This is a genomic window from Limnohabitans sp. (genome assembly GCF_017848645.1).
Taxonomy (GTDB): domain Bacteria; phylum Pseudomonadota; class Gammaproteobacteria; order Burkholderiales; family Burkholderiaceae_C; genus Limnohabitans_A.
Genome location: NZ_JAFEIF010000005.1, coordinates 55,905 through 77,443 on the forward strand (window position 1 = coordinate 55,905; position 21,539 = coordinate 77,443).

At 59.4% G+C, this 21,539-nt stretch carries 21 protein-coding genes; 10 read left to right on the forward strand and 11 right to left on the reverse strand.

The genetic code is table 11. The features are described from left to right. Positions 1-22: 22 nt before the first annotated feature. Positions 23-508, reverse strand: a complete 486-nt coding sequence (locus QZ190_RS01560) for an Lrp/AsnC family transcriptional regulator (protein WP_291912770.1) — start codon at positions 506-508, stop codon at positions 23-25. A 137-nt stretch (positions 509-645) separates the two neighbouring features. Here QZ190_RS01560 and glmS point away from each other — a divergent pair, with 137 nt between their 5' ends. Continuing rightward, the gene (gene glmS, locus QZ190_RS01565; RefSeq protein WP_291912772.1) at positions 646-2,505 is read left to right on the forward strand and encodes a glutamine--fructose-6-phosphate transaminase (isomerizing); all 1,860 of its coding nucleotides are present in this window, start codon (positions 646-648) and stop codon (positions 2,503-2,505) included. 20 nt (positions 2,506-2,525) lie between these two features. Here glmS and QZ190_RS01570 read toward each other — a convergent pair whose 3' ends face one another. The 6 genes from QZ190_RS01570 to QZ190_RS01595 all read right to left on the reverse strand — a co-directional run bounded on the left by QZ190_RS01570 (position 2,526) and on the right by QZ190_RS01595 (position 9,646). Next, on the reverse strand, positions 2,526-3,275 hold the full coding sequence (locus QZ190_RS01570; RefSeq protein WP_291912774.1) for a DUF1828 domain-containing protein: 750 nt from the start codon (positions 3,273-3,275) through the stop codon (positions 2,526-2,528). Positions 3,276-3,277: 2 nt separating this feature from the next. Continuing rightward, positions 3,278-3,541, reverse strand: a complete 264-nt coding sequence (locus tag QZ190_RS01575; protein WP_291912775.1) for a hypothetical protein — start codon at positions 3,539-3,541, stop codon at positions 3,278-3,280. Between the two features lie 308 nt (positions 3,542-3,849). Then, a complete protein-coding gene (locus tag QZ190_RS01580) occupies positions 3,850-6,591 on the reverse strand; it encodes a DEAD/DEAH box helicase family protein (RefSeq protein ID WP_291912777.1) in 2,742 nt (913 codons plus the stop codon). Between the two features lie 57 nt (positions 6,592-6,648). Then, complete coding sequence (locus QZ190_RS01585) at positions 6,649-8,199, reverse strand: site-specific DNA-methyltransferase (protein ID WP_291912779.1); 1,551 nt, start codon at positions 8,197-8,199, stop codon at positions 6,649-6,651. A 3-nt stretch (positions 8,200-8,202) separates the two neighbouring features. After that, on the reverse strand, positions 8,203-9,318 hold the full coding sequence (locus QZ190_RS01590) for a helix-turn-helix domain-containing protein (RefSeq protein WP_291912780.1): 1,116 nt from the start codon (positions 9,316-9,318) through the stop codon (positions 8,203-8,205). Beyond that, positions 9,311-9,646, reverse strand: coding sequence for a hypothetical protein (locus QZ190_RS01595; RefSeq protein WP_291912783.1), 336 nt, complete (start codon positions 9,644-9,646; stop codon positions 9,311-9,313). The genes QZ190_RS01590 and QZ190_RS01595 overlap by 8 nt, the downstream gene beginning before the upstream one ends. Positions 9,647-9,869: 223 nt before the next feature. Here QZ190_RS01595 and QZ190_RS01600 point away from each other — a divergent pair, with 223 nt between their 5' ends. The 3 genes from QZ190_RS01600 to QZ190_RS01610 all read left to right on the forward strand — a co-directional run bounded on the left by QZ190_RS01600 (position 9,870) and on the right by QZ190_RS01610 (position 12,757). After that, positions 9,870-11,108 (forward strand): ATP-binding protein, encoded by a 1,239-nt coding sequence (locus QZ190_RS01600; RefSeq protein WP_291912785.1) that lies wholly within the window; start codon positions 9,870-9,872, stop codon positions 11,106-11,108. Between the two features lie 84 nt (positions 11,109-11,192). After that, positions 11,193-12,296, forward strand: coding sequence for a calcium/sodium antiporter (locus QZ190_RS01605; RefSeq protein WP_291912787.1), 1,104 nt, complete (start codon positions 11,193-11,195; stop codon positions 12,294-12,296). Next, entirely contained in the window at positions 12,293-12,757 is a 465-nt protein-coding gene (locus QZ190_RS01610; RefSeq protein ID WP_291912788.1) for an SET domain-containing protein-lysine N-methyltransferase, read from the forward strand. The genes QZ190_RS01605 and QZ190_RS01610 overlap by 4 nt, the downstream gene beginning before the upstream one ends. Before the next feature lie 39 nt (positions 12,758-12,796). On the opposite strand, the gene QZ190_RS01615 is transcribed toward QZ190_RS01610, so the two are convergent. Next, positions 12,797-13,087: a VF530 family protein gene (locus QZ190_RS01615; protein WP_291912790.1), complete on the reverse strand. Its 291-nt coding sequence runs from the start codon at positions 13,085-13,087 to the stop codon at positions 12,797-12,799. Between the two features lie 64 nt (positions 13,088-13,151). Further along, positions 13,152-13,478, reverse strand: a complete 327-nt coding sequence (locus QZ190_RS01620) for a hypothetical protein (RefSeq protein WP_291912793.1) — start codon at positions 13,476-13,478, stop codon at positions 13,152-13,154. A gap of 253 nt (positions 13,479-13,731) precedes the next feature. Here QZ190_RS01620 and QZ190_RS01625 point away from each other — a divergent pair, with 253 nt between their 5' ends. The 5 genes from QZ190_RS01625 (at position 13,732) to QZ190_RS01645 (ending at position 19,026) form a co-directional block, all read left to right on the forward strand. Then, complete coding sequence (locus QZ190_RS01625; RefSeq protein WP_291912795.1) at positions 13,732-14,469, forward strand: Crp/Fnr family transcriptional regulator; 738 nt, start codon at positions 13,732-13,734, stop codon at positions 14,467-14,469. Positions 14,470-14,583: 114 nt separating this feature from the next. Then, positions 14,584-17,007: a Lon protease family protein gene (locus tag QZ190_RS01630; protein WP_291912798.1), complete on the forward strand. Its 2,424-nt coding sequence runs from the start codon at positions 14,584-14,586 to the stop codon at positions 17,005-17,007. A 202-nt stretch (positions 17,008-17,209) separates the two neighbouring features. After that, positions 17,210-17,845: a response regulator transcription factor gene (locus QZ190_RS01635; RefSeq protein ID WP_291912799.1), complete on the forward strand. Its 636-nt coding sequence runs from the start codon at positions 17,210-17,212 to the stop codon at positions 17,843-17,845. 63 nt (positions 17,846-17,908) lie between these two features. Further along, complete coding sequence (locus QZ190_RS01640) at positions 17,909-18,202, forward strand: hypothetical protein (RefSeq protein ID WP_291912801.1); 294 nt, start codon at positions 17,909-17,911, stop codon at positions 18,200-18,202. A gap of 179 nt (positions 18,203-18,381) precedes the next feature. Next, positions 18,382-19,026 (forward strand): response regulator transcription factor, encoded by a 645-nt coding sequence (locus tag QZ190_RS01645; RefSeq protein ID WP_291912803.1) that lies wholly within the window; start codon positions 18,382-18,384, stop codon positions 19,024-19,026. Here QZ190_RS01645 and QZ190_RS01650 read toward each other — a convergent pair. Together QZ190_RS01650 and QZ190_RS01655 are read right to left on the reverse strand one after the other, a co-directional pair. Further along, positions 19,008-19,742 (reverse strand): Crp/Fnr family transcriptional regulator, encoded by a 735-nt coding sequence (locus QZ190_RS01650; RefSeq protein WP_291912805.1) that lies wholly within the window; start codon positions 19,740-19,742, stop codon positions 19,008-19,010. The genes QZ190_RS01645 and QZ190_RS01650 overlap by 19 nt on opposite strands. A gap of 185 nt (positions 19,743-19,927) precedes the next feature. Continuing rightward, the gene (locus tag QZ190_RS01655) at positions 19,928-20,593 is read right to left on the reverse strand and encodes a Crp/Fnr family transcriptional regulator (protein WP_291912807.1); all 666 of its coding nucleotides are present in this window, start codon (positions 20,591-20,593) and stop codon (positions 19,928-19,930) included. A 232-nt stretch (positions 20,594-20,825) separates the two neighbouring features. On the opposite strand from QZ190_RS01655, the gene QZ190_RS01660 reads away from it, so the two are divergent. Beyond that, the gene (locus tag QZ190_RS01660) at positions 20,826-21,533 is read left to right on the forward strand and encodes a hypothetical protein (protein WP_291912808.1); all 708 of its coding nucleotides are present in this window, start codon (positions 20,826-20,828) and stop codon (positions 21,531-21,533) included. Positions 21,534-21,539 lie beyond the last annotated feature (6 nt).

Below are 21,539 nucleotides of genomic sequence, written 5' to 3' on the forward strand. Positions count from 1 at the left end.
ACCGCGTGGTCTTGAGTGGTATCTACAGCTGAAGCGGCCATGTCGTTGTGAACTTGGCCCGTTTTGTCGCAAAAAATGCCTTCACATTGCGCACATTCGCGTCTTGCGTGAACAGTGCCTGGCTGATGGCCAGGTAGTGCGGCATGTCGCGGGCTTGCACCACCAGCATGAAGTCCGGCCCGGGCGATACGCGCCAGCACTGTTGCACCGCATCGTGCGCCACGGCGCGGGCTTCGAAGGCGTCGAGGTGCTCGCTGCCTTGTTTGTCCAAAGACACTTCAACCAAAGCCGTCAGGCCGTGGCCCAGCGTGGCGGCGAGTCGGTCGGTGCTGAGCACGGACACTTGCCGCTCTATCCAGCCGCCTTCCACCAGGCGTTTCACCCGGCGCAGGCAGGTGGGGGGCGAAACATTGACCTTCTCGGCCAAGGCCACATTGCTCAGGCTGGCGTCGCGCTGCAGGCTGTCGAGCAGTTGCAGGTCGATGGTGTCAAGTTCTATGGGTTCCATATTTTTGATTTTAATGAAATAAAAATTCACCACTCAAGATTATTGAAATAAAACATCGTTTAAATCAATTAAATGATCGGATATTTTTTGAGGATGATCCTAAGATAGCCGCTATCCCCCTGTTCAGGAGCATCCTCATGTGTGGCATCGTCGGCGCCGTTTCTTCCCGCAACATCGTTCCCATCTTGGTGCAAGGCCTGCAGCGGCTCGAATACCGGGGTTATGACTCCTGTGGCGTGGCCGTGCATGCGGCCAGTCTGGGTGGCACGGGCGGCCTGCAGCGTGCCCGCAGCACCGCGCGCGTGGCCGAGCTGATGGACCAGGTGAGCGCCGACCACATCGAAGGCGGCACCGGCATTGCCCACACGCGCTGGGCCACACACGGTGCGCCTGCGGTGCACAACGCGCACCCGCACTTCAGCCACGGCACGGGCGCGGCAGATGCCAAGCCGGGCAAAGTGGCCTTGGTGCACAACGGCATCATCGAAAACCACGAAGAACTCCGCGCCGCCCTGCAAGCCAAGGGCTATGTGTTTTTGAGCCAGACCGACACCGAGGTCATCTCGCACCTGGTGGACAGCGTGTACGACGGCGATATTTTTGAAGCCGTCAAAACCGCCATCCGCCAACTGCACGGCGCGTACGCGATTGCCGTGTTCCACAAAGACGAGCCGCAGCGCGTGATCGGCGCTCGCGCAGGCTCGCCGCTCATCTTGGGTGTGGGCCAAGGCGAAACCTTTTTGGCCAGCGACGCGATGGCACTGGCTGGCGTGACCGACCAAATCGTGTACCTGGAAGAGGGCGATGTGGTCGACATCCAGCTCGGCAAATACTGGGTGGTGGACCGCGACCACAAGGCCGTGACCCGCGCCGTGAAAACCGTGCACGCCCACAGCGGCGCGGCCGAGCTGGGACCGTATCGCCACTACATGCAAAAGGAAATCTTCGAGCAACCGCGTGCGATTGCCGACACACTCGAAGGCGTGGAAGGCATCACGCCCGAGCTGTTTGGCGACGGCGCGTACAGCACCTTCAAAGCCATTGACAATGTGTTGATCCTGGCCTGCGGCACCAGCTACTACAGCGGCTGCGTGGCCAAGTACTGGATCGAGGCGATCGCCAAAGTGCCTTGCCAGGTCGAGATCGCCAGCGAATACCGCTACCGCGAATCGGTGCCCAACCCCAACACGCTGATCGTCACCATCACCCAAAGCGGCGAGACCGCCGACACCCTGGCCGCGCTGCGCCACGCGCAGAGCTTGGGCATGACGCACACACTGACCATCTGCAACGTGTCCACCAGCGCCATGGTGCGCGAGTGCAAACACGCGTATGTGACCCGCGCCGGGGCCGAGATCGGCGTGGCCTCCACCAAGGCCTTCACCACACAGCTGGCCGGTTTGTTTTTGCTGACGCTGGCGCTGGCGCAGACCAAAGGCCGCTTGAGCGATGCCGACGAGGCCATGCACATCAAAGCCATGCGCCACCTGCCCGCCGCGCTGCAAGCCGTGCTGGCGCTGGAGCCTCAAATCATCGCGTGGGCCGAAGAATTCGCCAGCAAAGAAAACGCGCTGTTCCTGGGCCGTGGTACGCACTACCCCATCGCGCTTGAAGGTGCGCTCAAGCTCAAAGAGATCACCTACATCCATGCCGAAGCTTATGCGGCGGGCGAGCTTAAACACGGCCCGCTGGCGCTGGTGACCAGTGCCATGCCCGTGGTGACGGTGGCACCCAACGACCAGCTGCTGGAAAAGCTGAAAAGCAATATGCAGGAAGTGCGCGCCCGCGGCGGCGTGCTCTATGTGCTGGCCGACGGCGACACAAAGATCGAGAGCAGCGAAGGCGTCAACGTGATCCGCATGCCTGAGCACTATGGTGTGTTGTCACCGATCTTGCATGTGGTGCCGCTGCAGTTGCTGAGTTATCACACGGCGTGTGCAAGGGGGACGGATGTGGACAAGCCGCGTAACCTGGCGAAGTCGGTCACCGTGGAGTGAGATCCTGAAGCTGACACTCTTTACATCAATGCGTTTGGCGTACCTGCATTAACTCGAAGTTGCCCCATTCCAATCACCTTGCTCACACTGCTCAGCAGCAAGCCTTCGGCTTTTGCGGCATCCGGGTCTTTCCTGTCATCAATCACAACAAGGGTTTGCACTTCACCGTTGGCTGGTAGTCCTTTGATGTCAATCAGCTTGTGAAGAGCCGAACTGCTTGACTGGTGGTGAGCTGAAATGGCCAGAACAAGTGTCCCGTCTATATCAAAATCGAGCACATATTCGCGACCAGTGATGCCTGTTATTTTGGGGTCGCGCTTGATCTCCGTGCGTTTCCAGGCCATGAGGTATTGCGCGACTTCTTCTACAAAGACTCCAGTATCGTGCGAGGTGGCTTTACGTTCACCTTCCCAGCGCACCAGTTCCAACAGTGTGGCCACATAGGCTGCAAAAGCTTTTCCTGAATTTTCAGATTCAGTCCAAATTTCGATTTCACCCTGGTCCGTAAAGCAGGCACCATGCGTTTCGGCCGCATTTTTCAAAAACCTGATTTGATTGCCGCCGCTCAGGTTGATGCCCAAACCGGCAAAATGCATGAAGGTTGCACCATCATCAAAAAAGCGGTACTGATTGCCTCTGACCTCCACGTACACAGGAATGTGGTCACCATCCTGAAAGCGAAAAGGCGTCTCGATCATGAAAACGCTGCCGTTGTCATCGAGAGAATGGCATTGCAGACCAATGCGTGAAGTGAGTTGATCGCAAAACATGATCATCCTTTCAGTTCGAAGTTTTCCGGATGCATCACCGGAGGCTCGAAATCAATATGGGTGCGCTCTTTAAAGTAGCGCAAAATTTCTTCAAAAGACCAACTGGCCCATTCAGTGCGGCCCTCAATTCGGCGATTGCCCAGGTGTTCGTGTGGCATATCATGGGCATTTTTCAGGGGTTTGGTGTATTGCTGTACGTCCAGTTGGTAAACCCCTTCTGTACCCCATGCATAGCGGCGAAACACCGAAAATTTGTACCAGATCATGCCGGTTTTGGGGCTGCGCCGAAATAGGAGTTCTACCGATAAGGTGGATCTGACACCCTCTAAATCAACCACACCACTACCGCAAACCCATGTGTTTGACTGTTGTCGAGCTGGCAACCAATCACCAATGTCAATGCATCGCGTGGTGTCTGACAAAAGGGCTAATGCCTCTGCCTCCGTAACTCTGGACATACGACTCCCTGTCTCTTCATTTTGTTTGAGTCAGATTATCTGATAACTGCTGTCGGTTAACTTGGTGCGTTGTTTTGAAGGCTTTTTATGCATGGTGAGTGTTCGAAGAATTGAGGCTAGGACTTATTTATGACAGCCGCATCCAACTGCTGCCCCACACCCATCCCATCCACGTTTTTGAACACCATCGCAAACAAAGCCTTGCCCTCGCTACGTTCCGCCCACACCTTGCCCACTTCCCCTTTTTCGATTTCTTTGGCCATGCCGCTGATGTGGCTGCCTTTGTATTCGACCACCAGCACACGGCCGTCGGTGAGTTCGCAAACAAAGTCGGGGTAAAAGCGGCCGCTGGATGTGGGTAGCCAGAAACCCGCCACAGGGTCGGAGTCAAGGTTGCGCACCCAGCGTTTGACCTTGGCATGTTCGTCAATGGCCAGCGCGCAGCGCCATTCTTCGCCGCCGTCTTCCAAGTCGGCGGGCACGGGGTAGTAGTGCTTGCTGAACTTGAACTTGCCCCGGTACAGCTTGTTAGCGGGCACCGGGTAGCGGTTGGCTTCAAACACAAAAGCAATCTGGGGTGTGGTCTCCAGCGCCCAGCCACCGTCCAGCACCAGTTGGGTGAAGGTGGTCTTGGCTGCTTTGTCGCGCAATTCTTCAATCTTGAGGGCAATCTTTTGCATCAAGGGATATTGGTGGCGCGCCAGCTGGGCCAGGGGAATGCGCTGGTCGTTGATCAGGTTTCGCACCGTGGCCAGTACAAAGGCGCGCAGGTGGGCGGGCAGCACATCACGCGCCACATTGCGCAAAGGGTGTTGCAACTCAGCCGCAAGCCAGCGGGCCAGGTCATCCTCGCTGATGGTGGTGCTCACAGCATCCAGCGGCAACTGCTCGGCATCGCCTTTGCCCACACGCAGGCGCGTGCCGTCCAGGTAAACCTCCCAAAGCGTGCCTTGTTCGGCCATGTGAAAGCCAGCCAATGACACCGGTTCTGCCAACAGGTTCAAGTCCAATTCTTCGGTGACGGATTCGCGCTCCAGCAGTTGCAGTTCACCTTGCTCGCCCGCAGGTCGGTAGGCCAGGCGAGGCACCAAGGCAAACACCTCACCCCGGTTGCAAGGGGCCAATGCACCTTGCACCACGGCGTTGTGGCGCTCAACGCTTTGGCTCAGTTGTTCTTTTGGTTTGCCGCGCAGCAATGCGGCCAAGTCTTGCGCCACCGCATCAGGCATAGCGCCCCGCCACTGAATGAGTTGGCGCTTGCCATCGGTGCTCACGCTGGCTTGGCCTTGGTCAATCGCCGCTTGCACTTGCGCAGGCAGCGGTTTGTCGGCGGGTACATCCACTTGCAAAGTAGGCAGAGCCACCTGTTGCGCCACGGTGGCAAACAACGGTCCGTCGTCTTGTCCATCGCTCCATGCAAAGGGCAACTGCGGCGCGATCATGGCCGACATGTCTAGCGGGTCAAAGCCCATGCCATCGATCAGGCGGTCGGCCAACGCGTTGGCGGCCAGACCGGTGTCTGATTCGGTCACATGGGCATAAGCCTTGTTGAGCGCAGCGCGGCTGCGTTTTTTGGCATAAGGCATGCGCAGCACACGGCCCAGCAACTGCTCGATGGCGGTGGCCGAGCGGATCGACTGCACCGAACACAGGATGTAAGCAAATGGGCAATCCCACCCCTCGCGCAAAGCCTGCACGGTGATGATGTAACGCACCGTGCAATCACGGGCTGCCAGGTCCAGGCCCTCCAGCTCGCGCTGTGTGCCGGTGGCGATCTTGATCTGGTCTTCGGGAATGTGCAGCTGCTCCACCAAATGCTGACGCAACGCGTCGGCGTTCACCGGGTCAGTGCTGTTTTGAGCTTGCAGCAACACGATGGGGCGGATGTAGTCACCTGTGGCCGCTTCTTCTTGCTGGGCTTCGGCCTCCAGCAAGCGCTGGTTTTGCACCGCATCAAACACCGCCGCCTGCCAGCCCCGGGTGTGCTCGATCAGGGCAATCGGCATCTTGATCATGTCCTCGGCCTGCAGCTGTTGGGCCGACACATGGAACAGCATATTCGTGCGTTTGGGCACAGGGGTGGCCGTCAGCTCCAGAATCAAACAAGGGTTCAAGCGCTTGAGCGCCTCAAAGCTGCGCTCAGTCTTGGTGTTGTGCGCTTCGTCCACGATCACATAAGGCTGGTGCAAAGCCAGCCAGTTGGCCAGGCTCCAGCGTGGCTGGCCCACAAAGCGTGCCAGCATCTCGCGCCCGGCTTTGTCGCTGGCCGCGTCTTCGGCGGTGACCACCGCATCAGGCAAGTCATTGAGCACTTGCAGGCGTGCGGCAGGCACACCCTTGAAGTGCGGCTCAAACTTTTCGCTGAACGAATACACGTTGCGCTGGTCGGTGTCTTCCACCCGAAAGCTTTGGATCGTGGCCACGACCACAACAGCCCGCTGCGCATAGTCTTGCGGCGACAGCGTGGCCAGTTCATCCAATTCACACACGCGCACATCGTCGCCCACGCCTTGCGCCAACGCTTGGCGAAACGGGTGGCCTGGCGTGCGCAGAGCATTCAGTGTTTGGCTGCGGATAGTGTCTGATGGCACCAGCCACAGCACCAAAGGCTTGGCCAGATTGGTAGGCCATTCCCGCGCCATGCGGCCAATGGCTTCAGAGGCCATCAGTGTTTTGCCGCCACCCGTGGGGATGCGCAGGCACACGCAAGGCACTTCGCCAAACGGTTCGGCGTTGTAGCCATAACCGGTTTGGGCTTCAAACGCCAAGCGCGGGCCCTTCAGGCGGGCGGCGCGGAGGTATTTGTCCAGCTCGTCGAGTGACTGCTGCTGGTAACGCTTGAGGGTCAACAAGGCCATCGTGGGCTCCCTGGGTTTTGTTTTATGTGTTGGGCGTGTTCAAGTCGTTGCAGCGCATCAACGCGGCACTGCGTGCGGCAACTGCTTGAAGCTGATGCCTTCGGCCTTCAGCCGTGCATCGCCCAAGCGGCAGGCTTCGCCATAGATGACCTTGGGGCCGTCATGACCACACAGATCGTTCAAGGCATGAAGCACCGCCGTGGTCAGCACGTTGCCGCTGGCTGGGCGTCGGTCGCCCAAGATGCCGTTGAACAGCAGGTAATAAGCCGTGCCCTCGTGCACACCCAGCAGCGGCAGCGGGCCACTGGCCGCTTGCGCCGGGAGGGCTGTGCCGGTTTCGCGCATCCAGATGAAAGCTGCCAGGTCGGCAAAGCGCACCTCGGGGTGGATATCGCCTTGCTCGTCAAACAGCGGTGCGCCCAGTTGCAGCAGCTGGAAACCGCCACCGCCTTGCCAGCCCACGGCGGCGCTGATGCCGCCTTGTTCGCCGTCGATCACTTTTTGCAAGCGAGGTGTGCAATGTGTGGTGGCGTGTTCGCCCATTTCAATGCCGATCCAGCGACGCCCCATTTTGTGGGCGACTGCGGCGGTGGTGCCGCTGCCGAGGAAGCTGTCGAGGACGAGGTCGCCGGGGTTTGTGGCGATGTGAATTATTCGTTGCAGCAAACGCTCGGGTTTCGGCGTGCCAAAAGTGGAATCAGTACCGAAAAGTGCTTGGATCTCTTTTTTGGACTCGTCGGTATGTCCTGCTTCATCGTGTGACCACCAAGTGTTTGGAACGATTGGGGGCGCATCGTCTAGGTATTGTTTAAACGATGGTGCACCATCACCATTTTTGCCAAAGTAAGCTTTTCCATTTGAGACCATATCAAGCCATTGAGGTTCGGTACGGGACCAACAACGGCCAGGTGGTGGGTGCCTGACGCTTCCTTTGGCTGTAATGATTGGATAGCTGAGATTGGCTCGAATATTTGGAGCATCCCAAGGGATCGCCCGCCAAGGTCCTCGTGGGTCATTGTCTGGATTAGAGAATTGCTTCTCTTGGGCGCTAGTTCGTTGTAAGCGGTTTCGGGTCAGCTTCCAGTTATCGGGGTTTTGTGCGTAGCAGTGGATGAAATTGTGAGAAATCGAAATTGCTGTGTCGCTTGATCGTGAGTAACGACTTTGCCAGACTATGGTGGCGATGAAGCGCTTGCGCCCAAACACCTCATCCATCATCACCTTGAGGTAATGCCCTTCGTTGTCGTCGATGGTCACCCAGATCGAGCCGTCTTCGCGGAGCAAGTCGCGCAAGACCTGCAAACGCGGCAGCATCATGCTCAACCACTGGCTGTGTTCCAGGTTGTCGTCGTAATGCTCAAACGCGCTTTTGGTGTTGTACGGCGGGTCAATGAAGATGCACTTGACCTGCCCCCGGTAAAACGGCAGCAGGGCCTTGAGGGCTTGCAGGTTGTCGCCCTGAATGAGCAGGTTGTCCCGCGCAGAGGTGGCATCGCCAAAAACGCCATTGGCGTTGGGTCCTGCAGTGTGCGGGCGCAGTACATGGGTAGCGGTTTTATTGGCCACCGAAAAGGCGGCCTGGCGGTCAAGCCAGTCGAGAGTGGGCATGGGTCAGGCCTGGCTTTGAATGTCGTAACGGGTTTTGAGGCGAGCCAGCGGGTGTGCCCAAGACAGGTGACCATGGTGCTGCAAGTGGCCGACAACGATACCGGGGTGCAGTTGTGCTTGGTTAGCAAATGCTTGAATGCCATTTTCAGTCAATGGCACCTGCTGCAGTGCGTTAGCCCACGGTGCGGGCAAGAGCACTTCAGAAGCAAAGCGGTTGGCTTCTAATTCCTCAGGGGCGATGGTCTGGGCACCTGATGACGCGTCGTCCAGGTACACCGCCCGCTTGGCCGGGTGTTTGAGGATGTGGCCAATTTCGTGAAAGAAGCTGAACCAAAAAAGGTCGTTCCACTTGCCCAACAAGGACAGTTGCACCAAGGGCTTGCCATGCAGCCACCTGGCCACGCCGGACACATGAGTGCCTTGCAGTGCGGGCACAAACACCAGCACCACGCCCGCTTGTTGGCATAAACGGGTCAGCTCAGGGCCGATGCTGGCGGCGTCGGCCACAGTCAAGGCCCGCATGGCGGGCAAGTTGCGCTCAAGGGTTGCGGCATCGAAGACAGGTACTTCGCGTTGTTGGGCTTGTATTTCGCCCATGCGCAACCAGGCGGTGATGGCGGCCACGTCGGTTTGTGCGTCGGGTTTCGCGCGGCGAAACTGTACTTGCAGTTGGTCGTACTGTGCGGCCCATCCCTCGGGCGAAGCCACGCCAAAGAAGCTCAGCATGGGTTCCACCAATGTTTCGACAAACTTGGCTGTCAATCGCCCAGTGGGCAATACGCCCGCTTGTTGCATGGCTTTGAGTGGAAATTTTTGAACCCATGGCACAGCGCTTAGGTTGGTTTGTATGGCGCGCAGTCGGGCCAAGTATTCGCGGTACTGGGCCTCGCGTGTGAGCCAAAAATGGGCAGGCACCTGCAAGACGCGCTCCAGTTCAATGGCGGTGTCTTCGGTGATTTCTTTTTTTCCGGCCAGTATTTCGTTGATGGCCTGTGTGGGGCGGCCCAGCCGCCTTGAGAGTTCGGCCTGGGTCAATTCGCGCTCGTCCATCAGATCGCGCAAGGTGTCGCCTGGCGGCGATACCTCGGTCGGTAAGTACAAAAGGGTCAATTCAGTCATGGTAGTTCACCACTTCGGTGATGGTTATTTGATCTATGTGTTGCCAGTCAAGTCCACCGTCTTGTTTGGTGGGTGGTGGTTGCCGGGTGGGCCTGACAATCAGGCGCAAGGCCTTGTCGAGCCTGCAAGAGAAATAGCCAAGTCGGTCTCCGGTTAATTCCTCCCAGCGTCCGGGTAGGTTGCGCATGTCTTCCATGCAGCGGGCGGCGCGCAAATCGTCGAGTCTGGTTTTTAAGTTCTTGGCGGCCGGCTGACCCCATTTGCGCTGGCGTTCGGTTGCGGTTTCACAGGCTTGCTTGAGCCTTGTTTCCACAAAGGATATGTCCATTTTTATTCACCCCTGAGGTGAATGATTGTATGTTCATTCTGACGATTAAGCGCTTTGAAGCTCTAAGAGATCACCTTTATCCATGCTGAAGCGTGCGCAGCAGGCGAAATGGCGGATATAGACAACCTTAGGAATTTTGCGGAGAGCGTTACCGTCGCGTGATTGACTTTAAGGCTTGCATGTCTTAAATTCATGCAAAATTTAGCTTCAAGTTAAAAATTACATGGAAAATATAGAGCGTCAAGCCTTGGGTGTTCTGCTTCAGCGGGCCACGCTTTACCCTGTGGTGACGGTGTTGGGCCCCAGGCAGTCGGGCAAAACCACCTTGTGTCGTCTGGCTTTTCCGGACAAGCCCTATGTCAATCTGGAGCAGCCCGATGTGCGGGATTTTGCGCAGCAGGATCCCAAGGCGTTTTTGGCGCAGTTTCCGGATGGTGCCGTGTTGGATGAAATCCAAAACGTACCCTCATTGTTGTCGTGGATTCAGGTGCTGACCGATGCTGATCCGCGCAAAGGGCGCTTTATTTTGACAGGCAGTCACCAGTTGCAAGTGAGTGCGCAGGTCACTCAATCGCTGGCGGGTCGAACGGCGGTGCTGGAGTTGTTACCTCTGAGTTTGTCCGAATTGGCAAAAGCCAGCGACTTGCCATCAGGCGAACCCGCCGATGCGAATGTCTTGATGTTGCAAGGTGGTTATCCCCGTATCCATGCGCAAGGCATGCCACCCGAGGTGATGCTGTCGGATTACTTTGCCACCTATGTCGAGCGCGATGTACGGCAACTCATCAACCTCAGGCATTTGCGCGAGTTTGGCCATTGCGTGCGTTTGTTGGCCGGGCGCACAGGGCAACTGTTGAACCAGACCAGCTTGGGGAACGAAGTGGGGGTCAGCAGCAACACCATCACGCAATGGCTGAGTATTCTTGAAGCGTCTTTCCTGGTGTTCAGCCTTGCACCATGGAGTGTCAACATAGGCAAGCGCTTGGTGAAGAGTCCGAAAATTTATTTTTACGATGTGGGGCTGGCCTGTTGGCTTCTTGGCATCAAGACAGTCGAGCAGTTGCAACACCATCCTTTGCGCGGTGCCTTGTTTGAAAACCTGGTGGTGCTGGAGGTGATGAAGTCTTTGCGCAACCAAGGCCTGCGAGACCCTTTGTATTTCTTTCGCGACAGCAATGGTTTGGAGATTGACCTGCTGCTGGACCATGCCGACGGCCTGCAGTTGGTAGAGATCAAGGCGTCACAAACGGTGTCCATGCCGCTCTTCAAAAGTTTACGCACCGTGGCCGCGTTGCTGGGGGATCGTGTGAAAACTCAACATCTGATCTACGGCGGGGCTGAGCGACAAGATCGAACCGGTACGCAAGTGCTGCCGTATGGGCAAGCCGGTACGCTGGTCTTGCGACCGGCGCTTGAAGCGCCGCCATTTGGCGAAGAGCGCCGAGGTGACGTGAAGTTTTGACCTCACGTCTTGCATCCCTTCACCCATGAGTCGTGCTGAAGCTGGTTATGCTCACTCCCTCATGTCTTTCAGGGGACCTTCTCAATGATCCACTTGTTTTTGTTCATTGCCGGGCTGGTGTGCCTGGTGGTAGGGGCGAATTTGCTGGTGCGCGGCGCGAGCAAGCTGGCGCTTTCCTTTGGCATTTCACCCTTGGTGGTGGGCTTGACCATTGTGGCCTTTGGCACCAGTGCGCCCGAGGTGGCGGTGTCGGTGGTCTCTGTGCTGGAGGGCAAGACCGACATGGCCATTGGCAACGTGGTGGGCAGCAACATATTCAACGTCTTGTTCATTCTGGGCTTGAGCGCTTTGATCGTGCCGCTGGTGGTGCACCGCCAGCTGATCCGCCAGGAGGTGCCCATCATGTTCGGGGTGAGCTTGCTCATGGCCTTGATGTCGATGGATGGCCGATTGAATTTGGCAGAGAGCCTGGCCTTGGTGACCTTGATGGTGCTTTACACAGGCTTCCTGGTGGTGCAGTCTCGCCGCGAAACCGCAGCAGACAAGGCCGCAGCCCAGTCTGCGACGCAAGGCATTGACGAGTTCGAGGCCGAGTTGCAGGCCTCGCCTGCGGGCGCGTGGGATGCCAAGCTGCCCGCGCAGTTGGCGCTGATCGTCGTGGGTCTGGCTTTGCTGGTGCTGGGCTCAGACTGGCTGGTGGGCGCGGCGGTGGTTTTTGCCAAGGCGTTGGGCGTGAGCGATGTGGTGATTGCGCTGACCATCGTGGCGGCGGGCACGTCCATGCCCGAGGTGGCCACTTCAATAGCGGCAGCCCTCAAGGGCGAGCGCGATATTGCTGTGGGCAATGTCGTGGGCAGCAACATCTTCAACATTTTGGGTTGCTTGGGGCTCAGCGGCCTGGTGGCGGGTGGTGCGGGCCTGGTGGTGGCACCGTCTTTGCTGGCCTTTGACATTTGGGTGATGCTGGCCGTGGCGCTGGCTTGCCTGCCCATGTTCATCACCGGGGGCGAAATCGCCCGCTGGGAAGGTGGCGTCTTTGTGGGTTATTACGGGGCCTATGTCGCTTACCTGATTTTGGCAGCGCAGCAGCACGATGCATTGGGCGCCTTCAGCAACGTGATGCTGAGTTTTGTGGTGCCGCTCACCGTCATCACACTCGTGGTGTCGGTGGTGCGCAGGCGGGCATGAAGCCACTGCTGGCCTCCTGTCTTGACAGCCCGATCCGGGTGGAGCGGTCCGGCGTGCACGGCCAAGGTGTGTTCGCCACGCGCCACCTGGCCGCAGGCGAGCGGCTCATCGAGTACGTGGGCGAGGTCATCAGCATGGCCGAGGCCATTGCCCGCCATCCGCACGATGCGGCCAACCCAGACCACACCTTTTTCTTTCACCTGGACGATGGGCGGGTGATCGATGCGCTGCATGGCGGCAACGACGCCAAGTGGATCAACCATTCGTGCCGCCCCAATTGCGTACCCGACGAGGACCGGGGCCGCATCTTCATCTTGACGCGCAGGCCCGTGTTCAAGGGCGAAGAGCTGACGTTCGATTACGGCCTGGTGAGCGACGAGCCCATGAGCGATGCCCTGAAGGCCCGCTATGCCTGCCGCTGTGGGGCCAGAAAGTGCCGGGGCACGATGCTGGCAACTTGAGCGCCCTGCCCGGAGCGATAAAAGCCTTGACGCGGATCGTTAAAAGCCCTGACGCTTTTGATCGCGCAGCATGAACAGGTAAAGGCCTTCCACCTTCTCGCGCGCCCAAGGGGTTTTGCGCAAAAACTTCAGGCTGGAGCCCACGCTGGGCTCGTGCGTGAAGCAGCGAATGGGGATGCGCTGGCCCAGATCGTCCCAGCCGTAAAAGTCGGCCAGCCGGGTGACGATGGTCTCCAGCGTGAGGCCGTGCAGCGGGTTGCGTGGTTGGGCTGCCCGTGCGGTGGGGGCAGGCTCGGTGGGATTTGGAACGGGGCAGCGGTCGTCTTGCATAGCCTGATTGTGAATGCAAAACAGAGCAGCCTTTGTCCAGCGCCTTGCGGGACAGGCCGCGCGTTCAGTGACGGCGCTCGCGCATCAGCCAAGTGGCGATCACGCCCGTCAGCAAGCCCACGCCAGCGGCCACGGCCATTGATTTGAAGGGCGCTTGCTGGATGCAGTGTTCGGCTGTGGTGGTGGCTTTGCGCGCTTGGTTCTCGATTTTGTGTTTGGCTTCCAGAGCGGCTTCCTGGCTGTGGTGCGCCAAGTGGTGCAGGCGCTCGTTCACCCGTTCGGCCATGTGGCTCAGGGCAGGCTTGGTTTGCGCCACCGCTTGATGCATGCTTTTCGAGAGTTCTTCGCCCAAGGCAGCGATGGTTTCGGTGGGGCTGGAGGTGTCGGACATGGCGTGGCCTTTCATGGTGGTTGTGAGAAATGAGAGGTTAGTGAATCTAGCGTTTCAACGACGGGTCGTCGGTGAGGCAGCGCACGGCACGACCCATGGAGGGTTGGCATCCGCACAGCAGCTTTGGCCTGGCAAGAGGGTTTCAACGGGTGGTTGCCTTTGTGGGTCAGAGAATAAAATGAAATGTTGATAAAAAATCACCAAATTGGATAGGGGCATTCGATGCGGTGGCGCTACATGGAAAGGCCTTAATATGCTGCGCTTGAACGAAGACAGGAACAACGCGTTTTTGGCGGGCTTGAGCGACGCGGCCTGGCTGCGTTGGCAGCCGCATCTGCACCAAGTTGAGCTCCAGCGTGGACAGGCCTTAAGCCATGCCGGGTACATGCTCGAACACGTTCACTTCCCGATTCAGGCCGTGGTGGCGATGTACGCCATCACCGATGACGGCGCATGCTCGGAATTGGCTCTTGTGGGCCACGAGGGCATGGTCGGGGTTTGCGGCTTCATGGACAGCAAGGCCATTTTCAACAACGCCATGGTGGTGGTGGGTGGGCCGTGCTGGCGCATGTCCGCTGCCCGATTCAGAGCCGAGGTGATGGGCGAGCCAGCACTCATGCAGGCGATGCTGCGCTACATGCAGGCCTTGATCACGCAGGTGGCGCAAACAGCGGTGTGCAACCGCCACCACAGCATCGACCAGGCGCTTTGCCGCTGGTTGTTGATGAGTCAGGACCGGGTCCGTTGCGCGCCTTTGCAATTGACGCACGAGCTGATCGCGCGCCTGATGGGGGTGCGCCGCGAAGGTGTCACCGAAGCGGCTGTGCGCTTGCAGCGCTCGGGCCTGATTCGGTACACACGCGGCTCTATCACCGTGACCGACCGCGCGGGCCTGGAGCGTGCGGGCTGTGAATGTTATGGACGGGTCAGGGCTGAGCACCAGTGCTTGCTGGGTTGGCCCGATGCCTGGCCTGGCCACAGCCTGACCTGAAGGATTGACCGCGCGCACAAGCGCCTGTGCTTTGGGGCGCCATCGTGCGCTTGCACACAGACCCAGACAAGCCGCAGGCCTTAGGCTGGGGTTTTGCCAAGCGTGTGTGGACCCATGAGCTGTGTTGAGTTGGCGGCCGTAGATTTGCGCCTGAAGGTGGACCCCGTGTCTTTGGGCTTCGTGGACACCTCATCCTTGGTGGGCTCGCCGCTGCCCTGGATTGGGCAGGCGCGGGCCGAGGCTGCGGCCCGTTTTGGCATGCAAATGGGGCAGCGCGACTACAACCTGTTTGTGCTGGGCGAGGTGGGCAGCGGCCGCCGAACGCTGCTGAGCCAGATGATGCGCGAGCTGGCAGCAAGTCGGCCAGTGCCCCCCGACCTGTGTTACCTGAACAACTTTGACGAAGCCGATCACCCCCTGGCCTTGCGCGTGCCTGCGGGGCAGGGCAGGGTCTTGCGCCAGCAGATGGCGCAGTGGGTCAAGGCCTTACAGACTGAATTGCCCAAGCGCTTGCAGCAAGACGATTTTCTGGCTGAGCGCCAGCGCATCGAGCAAGCGGGCAAAGCCGAGGTGGATGCCGCCTACGCCACGCTGAGCGCGTATGCCGAAGCGCAGAACTTTGCCCTGATGCGTGACCAGGGGCACATGGTCTTCACCCTCAAAGACGCGCAGGGCGAGCCGGTCACGGCAGGCCAGGCGCTGCTGTTGAGCCGCGAAAAACGCGTCGAGATGGATGCGGCCGAAGAGGCTTTGCGCAGCGAAATCGGCCGCTACCTGGACAAGACCCGGGCGCTGGAGCGGGTGATGGCCGAGAGCCTGACGGCTTTGCGCAGGCAAACCCTCAAGCCCTTGCTGGACCAAGGCTTGGCCCGTGTGCGCCAGCAAATGAACTTGCCCCCCGAGGCGGCTGACAAGCTGGTCGCTTACTGCCTGCAGGCGCAGCAGTGCGTGCTGGACAACCTGGCCTTGTTTGAGCCGGGCGAAGAAGAGGCGGTGCGTCAGGAGGCGCTGCAGGCCTGGTTGACGCTGTTTCGCGTGAACGTGGCGGTGGACAACCACGCCTGCACCGGAGCCCCGGTGATCGTGGAAGACAACCCGCTGTACCGCAATCTGTTTGGCAGCATCGAGTACGAGTCCGATGGCAACGACCTGGTGACCGACTTTGACCAGATTCGTGCGGGCAGCTTGCTGCGTGCACACGGTGGGTTTTTGATGCTGCACCTGCGGGACTTGCTGACCGACCCACCTGTGTGGGAAAAGCTGGGCCGCTTTTTGCGCAGCGGGCGTTTGCAAATCGAGGAGCCGGGCATGGCGCACCAGCCCATGGCCGCTGTGTCGCTCACGCCCGAGGCGGTGGATGTGGACGTGAAGCTGGTGCTGATCGCATCGGTGGAGGCCTATTACGAGGTGCAGGAGATCGATCCTGAGTTTGCCCGGCGCTTTCGCTGCAAGGTGGACTTTGCCGAGAGCTTCAAAGCCACGGCGCAGACGGTGCAGGCCAGCGCGGTGTTTGTGGCCCACACCTGCGAGCGGCTGGGGTTGCTGCATTTTTCGGCGGCGGCGGTGGCGCGGGTGGTTGAAGACAGCCACCGCTTGGCGGGCGACCAGACGCGCCAAAGCGCCTTGTTTGGCCAGTCCGAAACCTTGGTGATCGAAAGCCACGCCGTGGCGCACAGCCGGGGCGCTGCGCGCGTGGAGGCGGCCGATGTGCAGACCGCCCAAGCCGCCCGGCAAGAGCGCCTGGCTTGCCCGCAAGAGCGCATTCAGGAGACGATTGCCGACGGCGAGCGCTTGCTGGTGGTCAGCGGCGAGCTGGTCGCGCAAGTCAACGGCTTGACGGTGATGGACCTGGGCGACCACGCCTTTGGCGTGCCTGTGCGCGTGACAGCGCGCTCGTTCGCGGGCGACGAGGGTTTGCTCAACATCGAGCGCGAGGTCGAGATGTCGGGCCCCATCCACGACAAGGGGGTGCTCATCTTGCACAGTTACCTGGCCGCCTTGTTTGCGCACATCGCGCCCTTGTCGATGAACGCGGCGGTGGTGTTCGAGCAGGAGTACGGCGGAGTCGAGGGCGATTCGGCCTCGTGCGCCGAGTTGTTCGCTTTGCTGTCGAGCTTGTCGGGTCTGCCTTTGCGTCAGGGCATTGCCGTGACGGGCGCAGTCAACCAACACGGCGAATTGCTGCCTGTGGGCGGCATCAACGAAAAAATCGAGGGCTATTTCCGCAGTTGCGAATTGCTGGGTTTGGATGGCCAGCAAGGCGTGCTGATGCCCGCCCGCAACCGCCGCCACCTGATGCTGCACGAGCGCGTGGTGCAGGCGGTGGCGCAAGGGCGATTTCACATCCACATGGCCAACGAGGTGGGCGATGGCCTGGCGCTGCTCACGGGCTGGCCTTTTGGTCAGCTGTCAGCAGGCGGTTATCCGGTTCAGTCGGTTTTGGGCCGTGCACAAAAAACACTGCTGGATTTTCGGCGGGCCTGCGAGGCCTTGGCGCTGCGCCGATCGGGCCCACATGGGCGAAAAAAGCGGCTTTGAATGTGCCCGCATACGGGGCCAGCAGGGTGCTATGCCGCTGTACGCCGTTTACTGGTTTGGCAGTAAGGACTTCACTGTTTCCGGGGATTTCAGACCTGCGCACAGCAGCCTATCGTGGAGCAGAGGGATTTTTTCATGACTGCCAAGCCGCCCGTGATGGGGCGGTAGGGCAGCTGTTTCCATTGCAGAAAGAACACACCCCATGAGCATTGAACTGGTTTTGGCCGACCCCCATCCTGTGATGCTGGACGGTCTGGCACATGACTTTCAACAGTCGCCCGATTTTTCGGTCAAAGCTTGCGTGAGCAATGGCAACGATGCGCTGGAGGCGGTGCGCAAATACCGGCCCGATATTTTGGTGATGGACTTGTCGCTCAGCCAACGCAGTGGGCTGTCCTTAATAGAAGAAATTCAGCACCACCAGTTGCCGACCAAGCCCGTGGTGTTCACCGGTGCGCCCATTGGCGAGGTGATGCGCGTCATCGACATGGGTGTGCCGGGTCTGGTGTCCAAGGACAAATCCAAAAAAGTGCTGGCGCGTTGCATCCATTCGGTGCACCAGGGCGAGAAATGGCTGGACCGCGACCTGACCATGAAGACCATGTCCTTGTTGCTGGAGCAGCAAAAGAAAAACGCCAAGGCATCGAGCCTGCTGACCCCCCGCGAAATGATGGTGGCCCGCATGGTCACCGAAGGCTGGCCCAACAAAAAGATCGCGAGCAAGCTGTTCATCAGCGAAGGCACGGCCAAGCTGCACTTGCACCACATCTACCAAAAGCTCAACTGTCCGGGCCGCATGTCGCTGCAGCGCTACATGCAGGAAAACGGCTTGGCGTGATCGCCCCAAAAGACTTCGAACCCCCCATTTTAAAAACCGTCATCAACGCAATAAGGAGACCCCATGAGCGACGAAAACCAACTCATTGAAACGGCCTATGTGGAGCACATGAGCGACCATTTCCGCCGCGCGTCAGAGGAATTGTTGTACGCCTACCAGCGCAACAAGGAGGCTGCCCGCCACCACCAGTCCGGTGCCTTCAAAGCTGCTTTGCACCACGCCAAACTGTCCAAGCACCACAGCTTCAATGCGCACGAGCACTTGAAAGAAGCCCTGGGTATTGCCGAGCGCATCGATGCGGTGCGGCCCGTGCCTGGTCAGCTGCATACACCCTTCGTGCCCTCGGGGGTGCAATGAATCAGGTCCATTCTTTATTTGTGGGCTATGTGCTGAATCAAACAGAGCCAGTGCACGATTCTTTTTAAACTGGCTTGGCAAGCGGTGCTGTCAGTGAATGCGCTCTGTCAGGCGTGACACGGGGCTGGCATGGCTGCAAAAGTGTGAAGGATTGTTGACCGCATGCAAGGAGCTTTGATATGTCGATTCGCGTTTTGTTGTCTTCCAAACACAAGGTGGTGTCCGAGGGCATTGCCGCTGTTTTGCGCACGCACCCGGACCTCCAAGTGGTGGGCATGGCCGAGACCGATGAGAAGACACAAGCCCTGTGCAGCGAGTCGGCACCGCATGTCGTCTTGATCGGCATGCACGCCAACAACCAGCAGGATTTGGCCTTGATCCATGCTTTGGCCGCAAGCCGCAGCAGTCCTCACATGGTGGCCTTTTCGGGCGAATCGGACCGCCACGCGATCATCGAAATTCTGGATGCCGGGGCCAAAGGCTATGTGGCCACCACCAGCAGCATCGACGAATTGATTGCCGCCATACGCGCCGCTGCGGCCGGCCGGGTGTACCTGTGCCAAACGGCGGCCGGCGAGATGATGGCGTCGGTGCGCAAGTTTCGCGCAGGCGATGGCTTGGTGCGCGGAGCCTTGGGTGGGCGCGAAGAGCAGGTGCTGCGCCTGATTGCCGATGGTTTCTCGTCCAAGGAAATCGCGCGCAACCTGCAGATCGCGCCCAGCACGGTGGAGGTGCACCGCCGCAACATCATGCGCAAGGTGGGCCTGCACAAAGTGGCCGACCTCACGCGTTACGCCATCCGCAATCAGATGGTGTCGGTGTAAAACCTGGCCGGGTGTGCGTGGCACAGGGGCGGTTGCCCTTGCTGCACAACGCCATAGCATTCGCACACCTGTTGTTCCAGGCCTGCGCGGTCCAGCACCTCGATGCTGCCGCGTGTGTAGCGGATCAGGCCCTCTTTCATGAGCCTGGCCGCGGCCAGACTCACCGCCTCACGCCGCACCCCCAAGAGCTGGCTCAGGGCCTCGTGGGTCTTGTGCACCTGCATGCCGCTTTGCCGGTCCAATATCATCAGCAACATGCGGCACAGTTGCTGCTCAATGTTGTGGTGCTGGCGGCACACATTGCCCTGGCCCATCTGGTGGATCAGGCTTTGCGCAAAGCACAGCATCAGGCGCTGCACCTCGGGGCCATGGTTGAAGCTGTTGAGCACCAAGTGCAAGCGCATGCGGATGGCCCGCCCACCAGTTTGCACCACCCCCTGGTTGGGGTTGCTGTTGTGGCCCAGCAGCAGGTACAGGCCCACCAGCCCTTCGCGCCCCACCATGGCGATTTCGGTGCAGTCACCGCTCTCTAGCATGTATTGCCACGACACGATGGCGTCCAGAGGGAAATACACGTGCGCTGAACTTTGGCCTGACTCGATCAGGACTTGACCTTCGGGCAGATAGACCTCTTCAAAATGGGCTTGCCAGTCCTCATAAATGGGCTCTGGTAAGGCATTCAGGATGTGGTTTTCACAGCGTTGTGTCGTGACCATTGTCTAAATCTTCAATAAAAATATCAAAAACAACAGATAATTTATCAGGGTTAACCATGGGTTTTTGTGCGGTAACGAACACAAAAAAGTCAGCACAGTGACTCGATGAGCGCACAAAAGCGATTGAAAAAAACGGTATCGGGTTTGGGCAGGGAGGCTGCTGCAGCAGGCTTGTTCAGACGGGTTCAGGCAGGTTTGCTGGCCCGAATCAGGCCCGGCAAATCCAGAATGCGCAGCTGACCCCTGCTGTAGTGCAGCAGGCCTTGTTCGCGCAATTCGCCAGCGGCCAGTGTGATGCTCACGCGCCGCACGCCCAGCATGTGGGCCAGGTGTTCGTGGGTCAAATGCAGCTCGGTCGTGCGCGCTTTTTGGGCCGACAGCGCCAACCAGGCAGCCAGGCGGGCGTGGATGTCCAGGGTCTGGACGCAGGCGGCCACGGTGGCCACATGGGTGACCAGTTGCCAAAGGTTGCGCGAAATCAGTGCCAGCAAGGCGGGGTGCTGCAGCGCCAGTTCGCGCAGCGTGATGGCCGACATGGCCCAGGCCGACCCGCTGGTCTGCACACGCAGCTTCAAGGCAGAGGGGGAGTTGGGGGGCGGCGGGTCTTGCACCACGTGCCCCAGACCTGCCGCATCGTCGGCACCCAGCAAGCCCACGGCCAGGCTCTTGTGGCCGGGCTCTTCCACCACGAGGGCCACTGTTGCGCCGCTCAGAAAGTACACCCTCGCCTGGGTGTCCAGGCGTCCCAGCAGCTGTCCGGCCTTGAGGGTGACAGGCTCGCACGCAGCCTGTACCAAGGTTTGCACCTCCACAGGCAGCTGCTTGAAAAGTCCGTTGTGGGTCAGGCTCACGGAAAGTTTCCGGACACAGAAAGAGGGCTGGTTTGCGCGGTCCAGCGTTGAGAAAAAGGCTTCAAGACCATGAAAAAAATGACATTCAGTATAAGTTGCTGAAATCGCAATTGAACGGCCTTGTTCGCAGTTTCACTGTTCGCTGAAGAACATAGAATGCCACTTAACCTCTCTTGGACGGATCGGGAAAGCGCAGACGCTGTCCCCCAGCGCAGAGGTCAAGCCAGACCTGATGCTGACCACTTCCAACCAACTGCTGAGCCGATTGCTCCACACCACCCCCGAGGCCGCCGAGCACCTGGAGCGCGTGACCTTGTCGCGCGGGCTTTGGCCGATGGAGGGCCAGAACTTGGGTGAGGGCCATGTGTATTTCCCTGAGGCAGGCTTGATGGGCTTGCGCTGGCCCAGCCCAGCTTTGCCCGGCGTGGGCATGGTGCTGCTGGGTTGCCATGCAGGCTGGTGGCCTGAGATCGGGCACCTGGGGCCCGTGCAAACGCATGTGCTGCAGGCGGGCCATGCTCAGCGCATCCGCTGGTCGGTGCTGCAAGCCCAGCCGCAGCGTTATGCGCACTGGTTGCTGCAGGCGGCAGCGGCTTCGCAGCAGCTGGTGCACCAAATGGCGCGCAAGGTTCATTGTGTCCAAAACCACACCCTGGTGCAGCGCCTGGCCAGTGGTTTGCTGGCGGTGCGCCAGCACAACCCGCACGGCGCTGAGCCGATTTTGATGACCGATTTGGCGCACTGGTTGTCATGCCCTGTGGCTGAGCTGCAAGCCGCCGCGCAGGTCCTGCAAACCCACCGGGCCGTGCAGTGGGCAGAGGACGCGGACGCTGGCGCCCCCTTGCACAGCTCGCAGCCTCAGAAGCTGGCTAGCCTCGCGTGCGCCTGTCATGAACACCTGGCGCAGGGCCAGCGGAGCAGTGGCTCAGCCAGCGCTTAAAAAGCG

What these genes read in the sequence shown, in the direction of transcription:
- QZ190_RS01620 (WP_291912793.1), bottom strand. Translation starts at nt 13,478, where the DNA reads ATGTCCGACACCTCCAGCCCCACCGAAACCATCGCTGCCTTGGGCGAA.
- QZ190_RS01590 (WP_291912780.1), bottom strand. Translation starts at nt 9,318, where the DNA reads ATGACTGAATTGACCCTTTTGTACTTACCGACCGAGGTATCGCCGCCA.
- QZ190_RS01610 (WP_291912788.1), top strand. Translation starts at nt 12,293, where the DNA reads ATGAAGCCACTGCTGGCCTCCTGTCTTGACAGCCCGATCCGGGTGGAG.
- QZ190_RS01600 (WP_291912785.1), top strand. Translation starts at nt 9,870, where the DNA reads ATGGAAAATATAGAGCGTCAAGCCTTGGGTGTTCTGCTTCAGCGGGCC.
- QZ190_RS01615 (WP_291912790.1), bottom strand. Translation starts at nt 13,087, where the DNA reads ATGCAAGACGACCGCTGCCCCGTTCCAAATCCCACCGAGCCTGCCCCC.
- QZ190_RS01570 (WP_291912774.1), bottom strand. Translation starts at nt 3,275, where the DNA reads ATGTTTTGCGATCAACTCACTTCACGCATTGGTCTGCAATGCCATTCT.
- QZ190_RS01630 (WP_291912798.1), top strand. Translation starts at nt 14,584, where the DNA reads ATGAGCTGTGTTGAGTTGGCGGCCGTAGATTTGCGCCTGAAGGTGGAC.
- QZ190_RS01645 (WP_291912803.1), top strand. Translation starts at nt 18,382, where the DNA reads ATGTCGATTCGCGTTTTGTTGTCTTCCAAACACAAGGTGGTGTCCGAG.
- QZ190_RS01640 (WP_291912801.1), top strand. Translation starts at nt 17,909, where the DNA reads ATGAGCGACGAAAACCAACTCATTGAAACGGCCTATGTGGAGCACATG.
- glmS (WP_291912772.1), top strand. Translation starts at nt 646, where the DNA reads ATGTGTGGCATCGTCGGCGCCGTTTCTTCCCGCAACATCGTTCCCATC.
- QZ190_RS01605 (WP_291912787.1), top strand. Translation starts at nt 11,193, where the DNA reads ATGATCCACTTGTTTTTGTTCATTGCCGGGCTGGTGTGCCTGGTGGTA.
- QZ190_RS01575 (WP_291912775.1), bottom strand. Translation starts at nt 3,541, where the DNA reads ATGATCTGGTACAAATTTTCGGTGTTTCGCCGCTATGCATGGGGTACA.
- QZ190_RS01660 (WP_291912808.1), top strand. Translation starts at nt 20,826, where the DNA reads ATGCTGACCACTTCCAACCAACTGCTGAGCCGATTGCTCCACACCACC.
- QZ190_RS01580 (WP_291912777.1), bottom strand. Translation starts at nt 6,591, where the DNA reads ATGGCCTTGTTGACCCTCAAGCGTTACCAGCAGCAGTCACTCGACGAG.
- QZ190_RS01650 (WP_291912805.1), bottom strand. Translation starts at nt 19,742, where the DNA reads ATGGTCACGACACAACGCTGTGAAAACCACATCCTGAATGCCTTACCA.
- QZ190_RS01635 (WP_291912799.1), top strand. Translation starts at nt 17,210, where the DNA reads ATGAGCATTGAACTGGTTTTGGCCGACCCCCATCCTGTGATGCTGGAC.
- QZ190_RS01560 (WP_291912770.1), bottom strand. Translation starts at nt 508, where the DNA reads ATGGAACCCATAGAACTTGACACCATCGACCTGCAACTGCTCGACAGC.
- QZ190_RS01625 (WP_291912795.1), top strand. Translation starts at nt 13,732, where the DNA reads ATGCTGCGCTTGAACGAAGACAGGAACAACGCGTTTTTGGCGGGCTTG.
- QZ190_RS01595 (WP_291912783.1), bottom strand. Translation starts at nt 9,646, where the DNA reads ATGGACATATCCTTTGTGGAAACAAGGCTCAAGCAAGCCTGTGAAACC.
- QZ190_RS01585 (WP_291912779.1), bottom strand. Translation starts at nt 8,199, where the DNA reads ATGCCCACTCTCGACTGGCTTGACCGCCAGGCCGCCTTTTCGGTGGCC.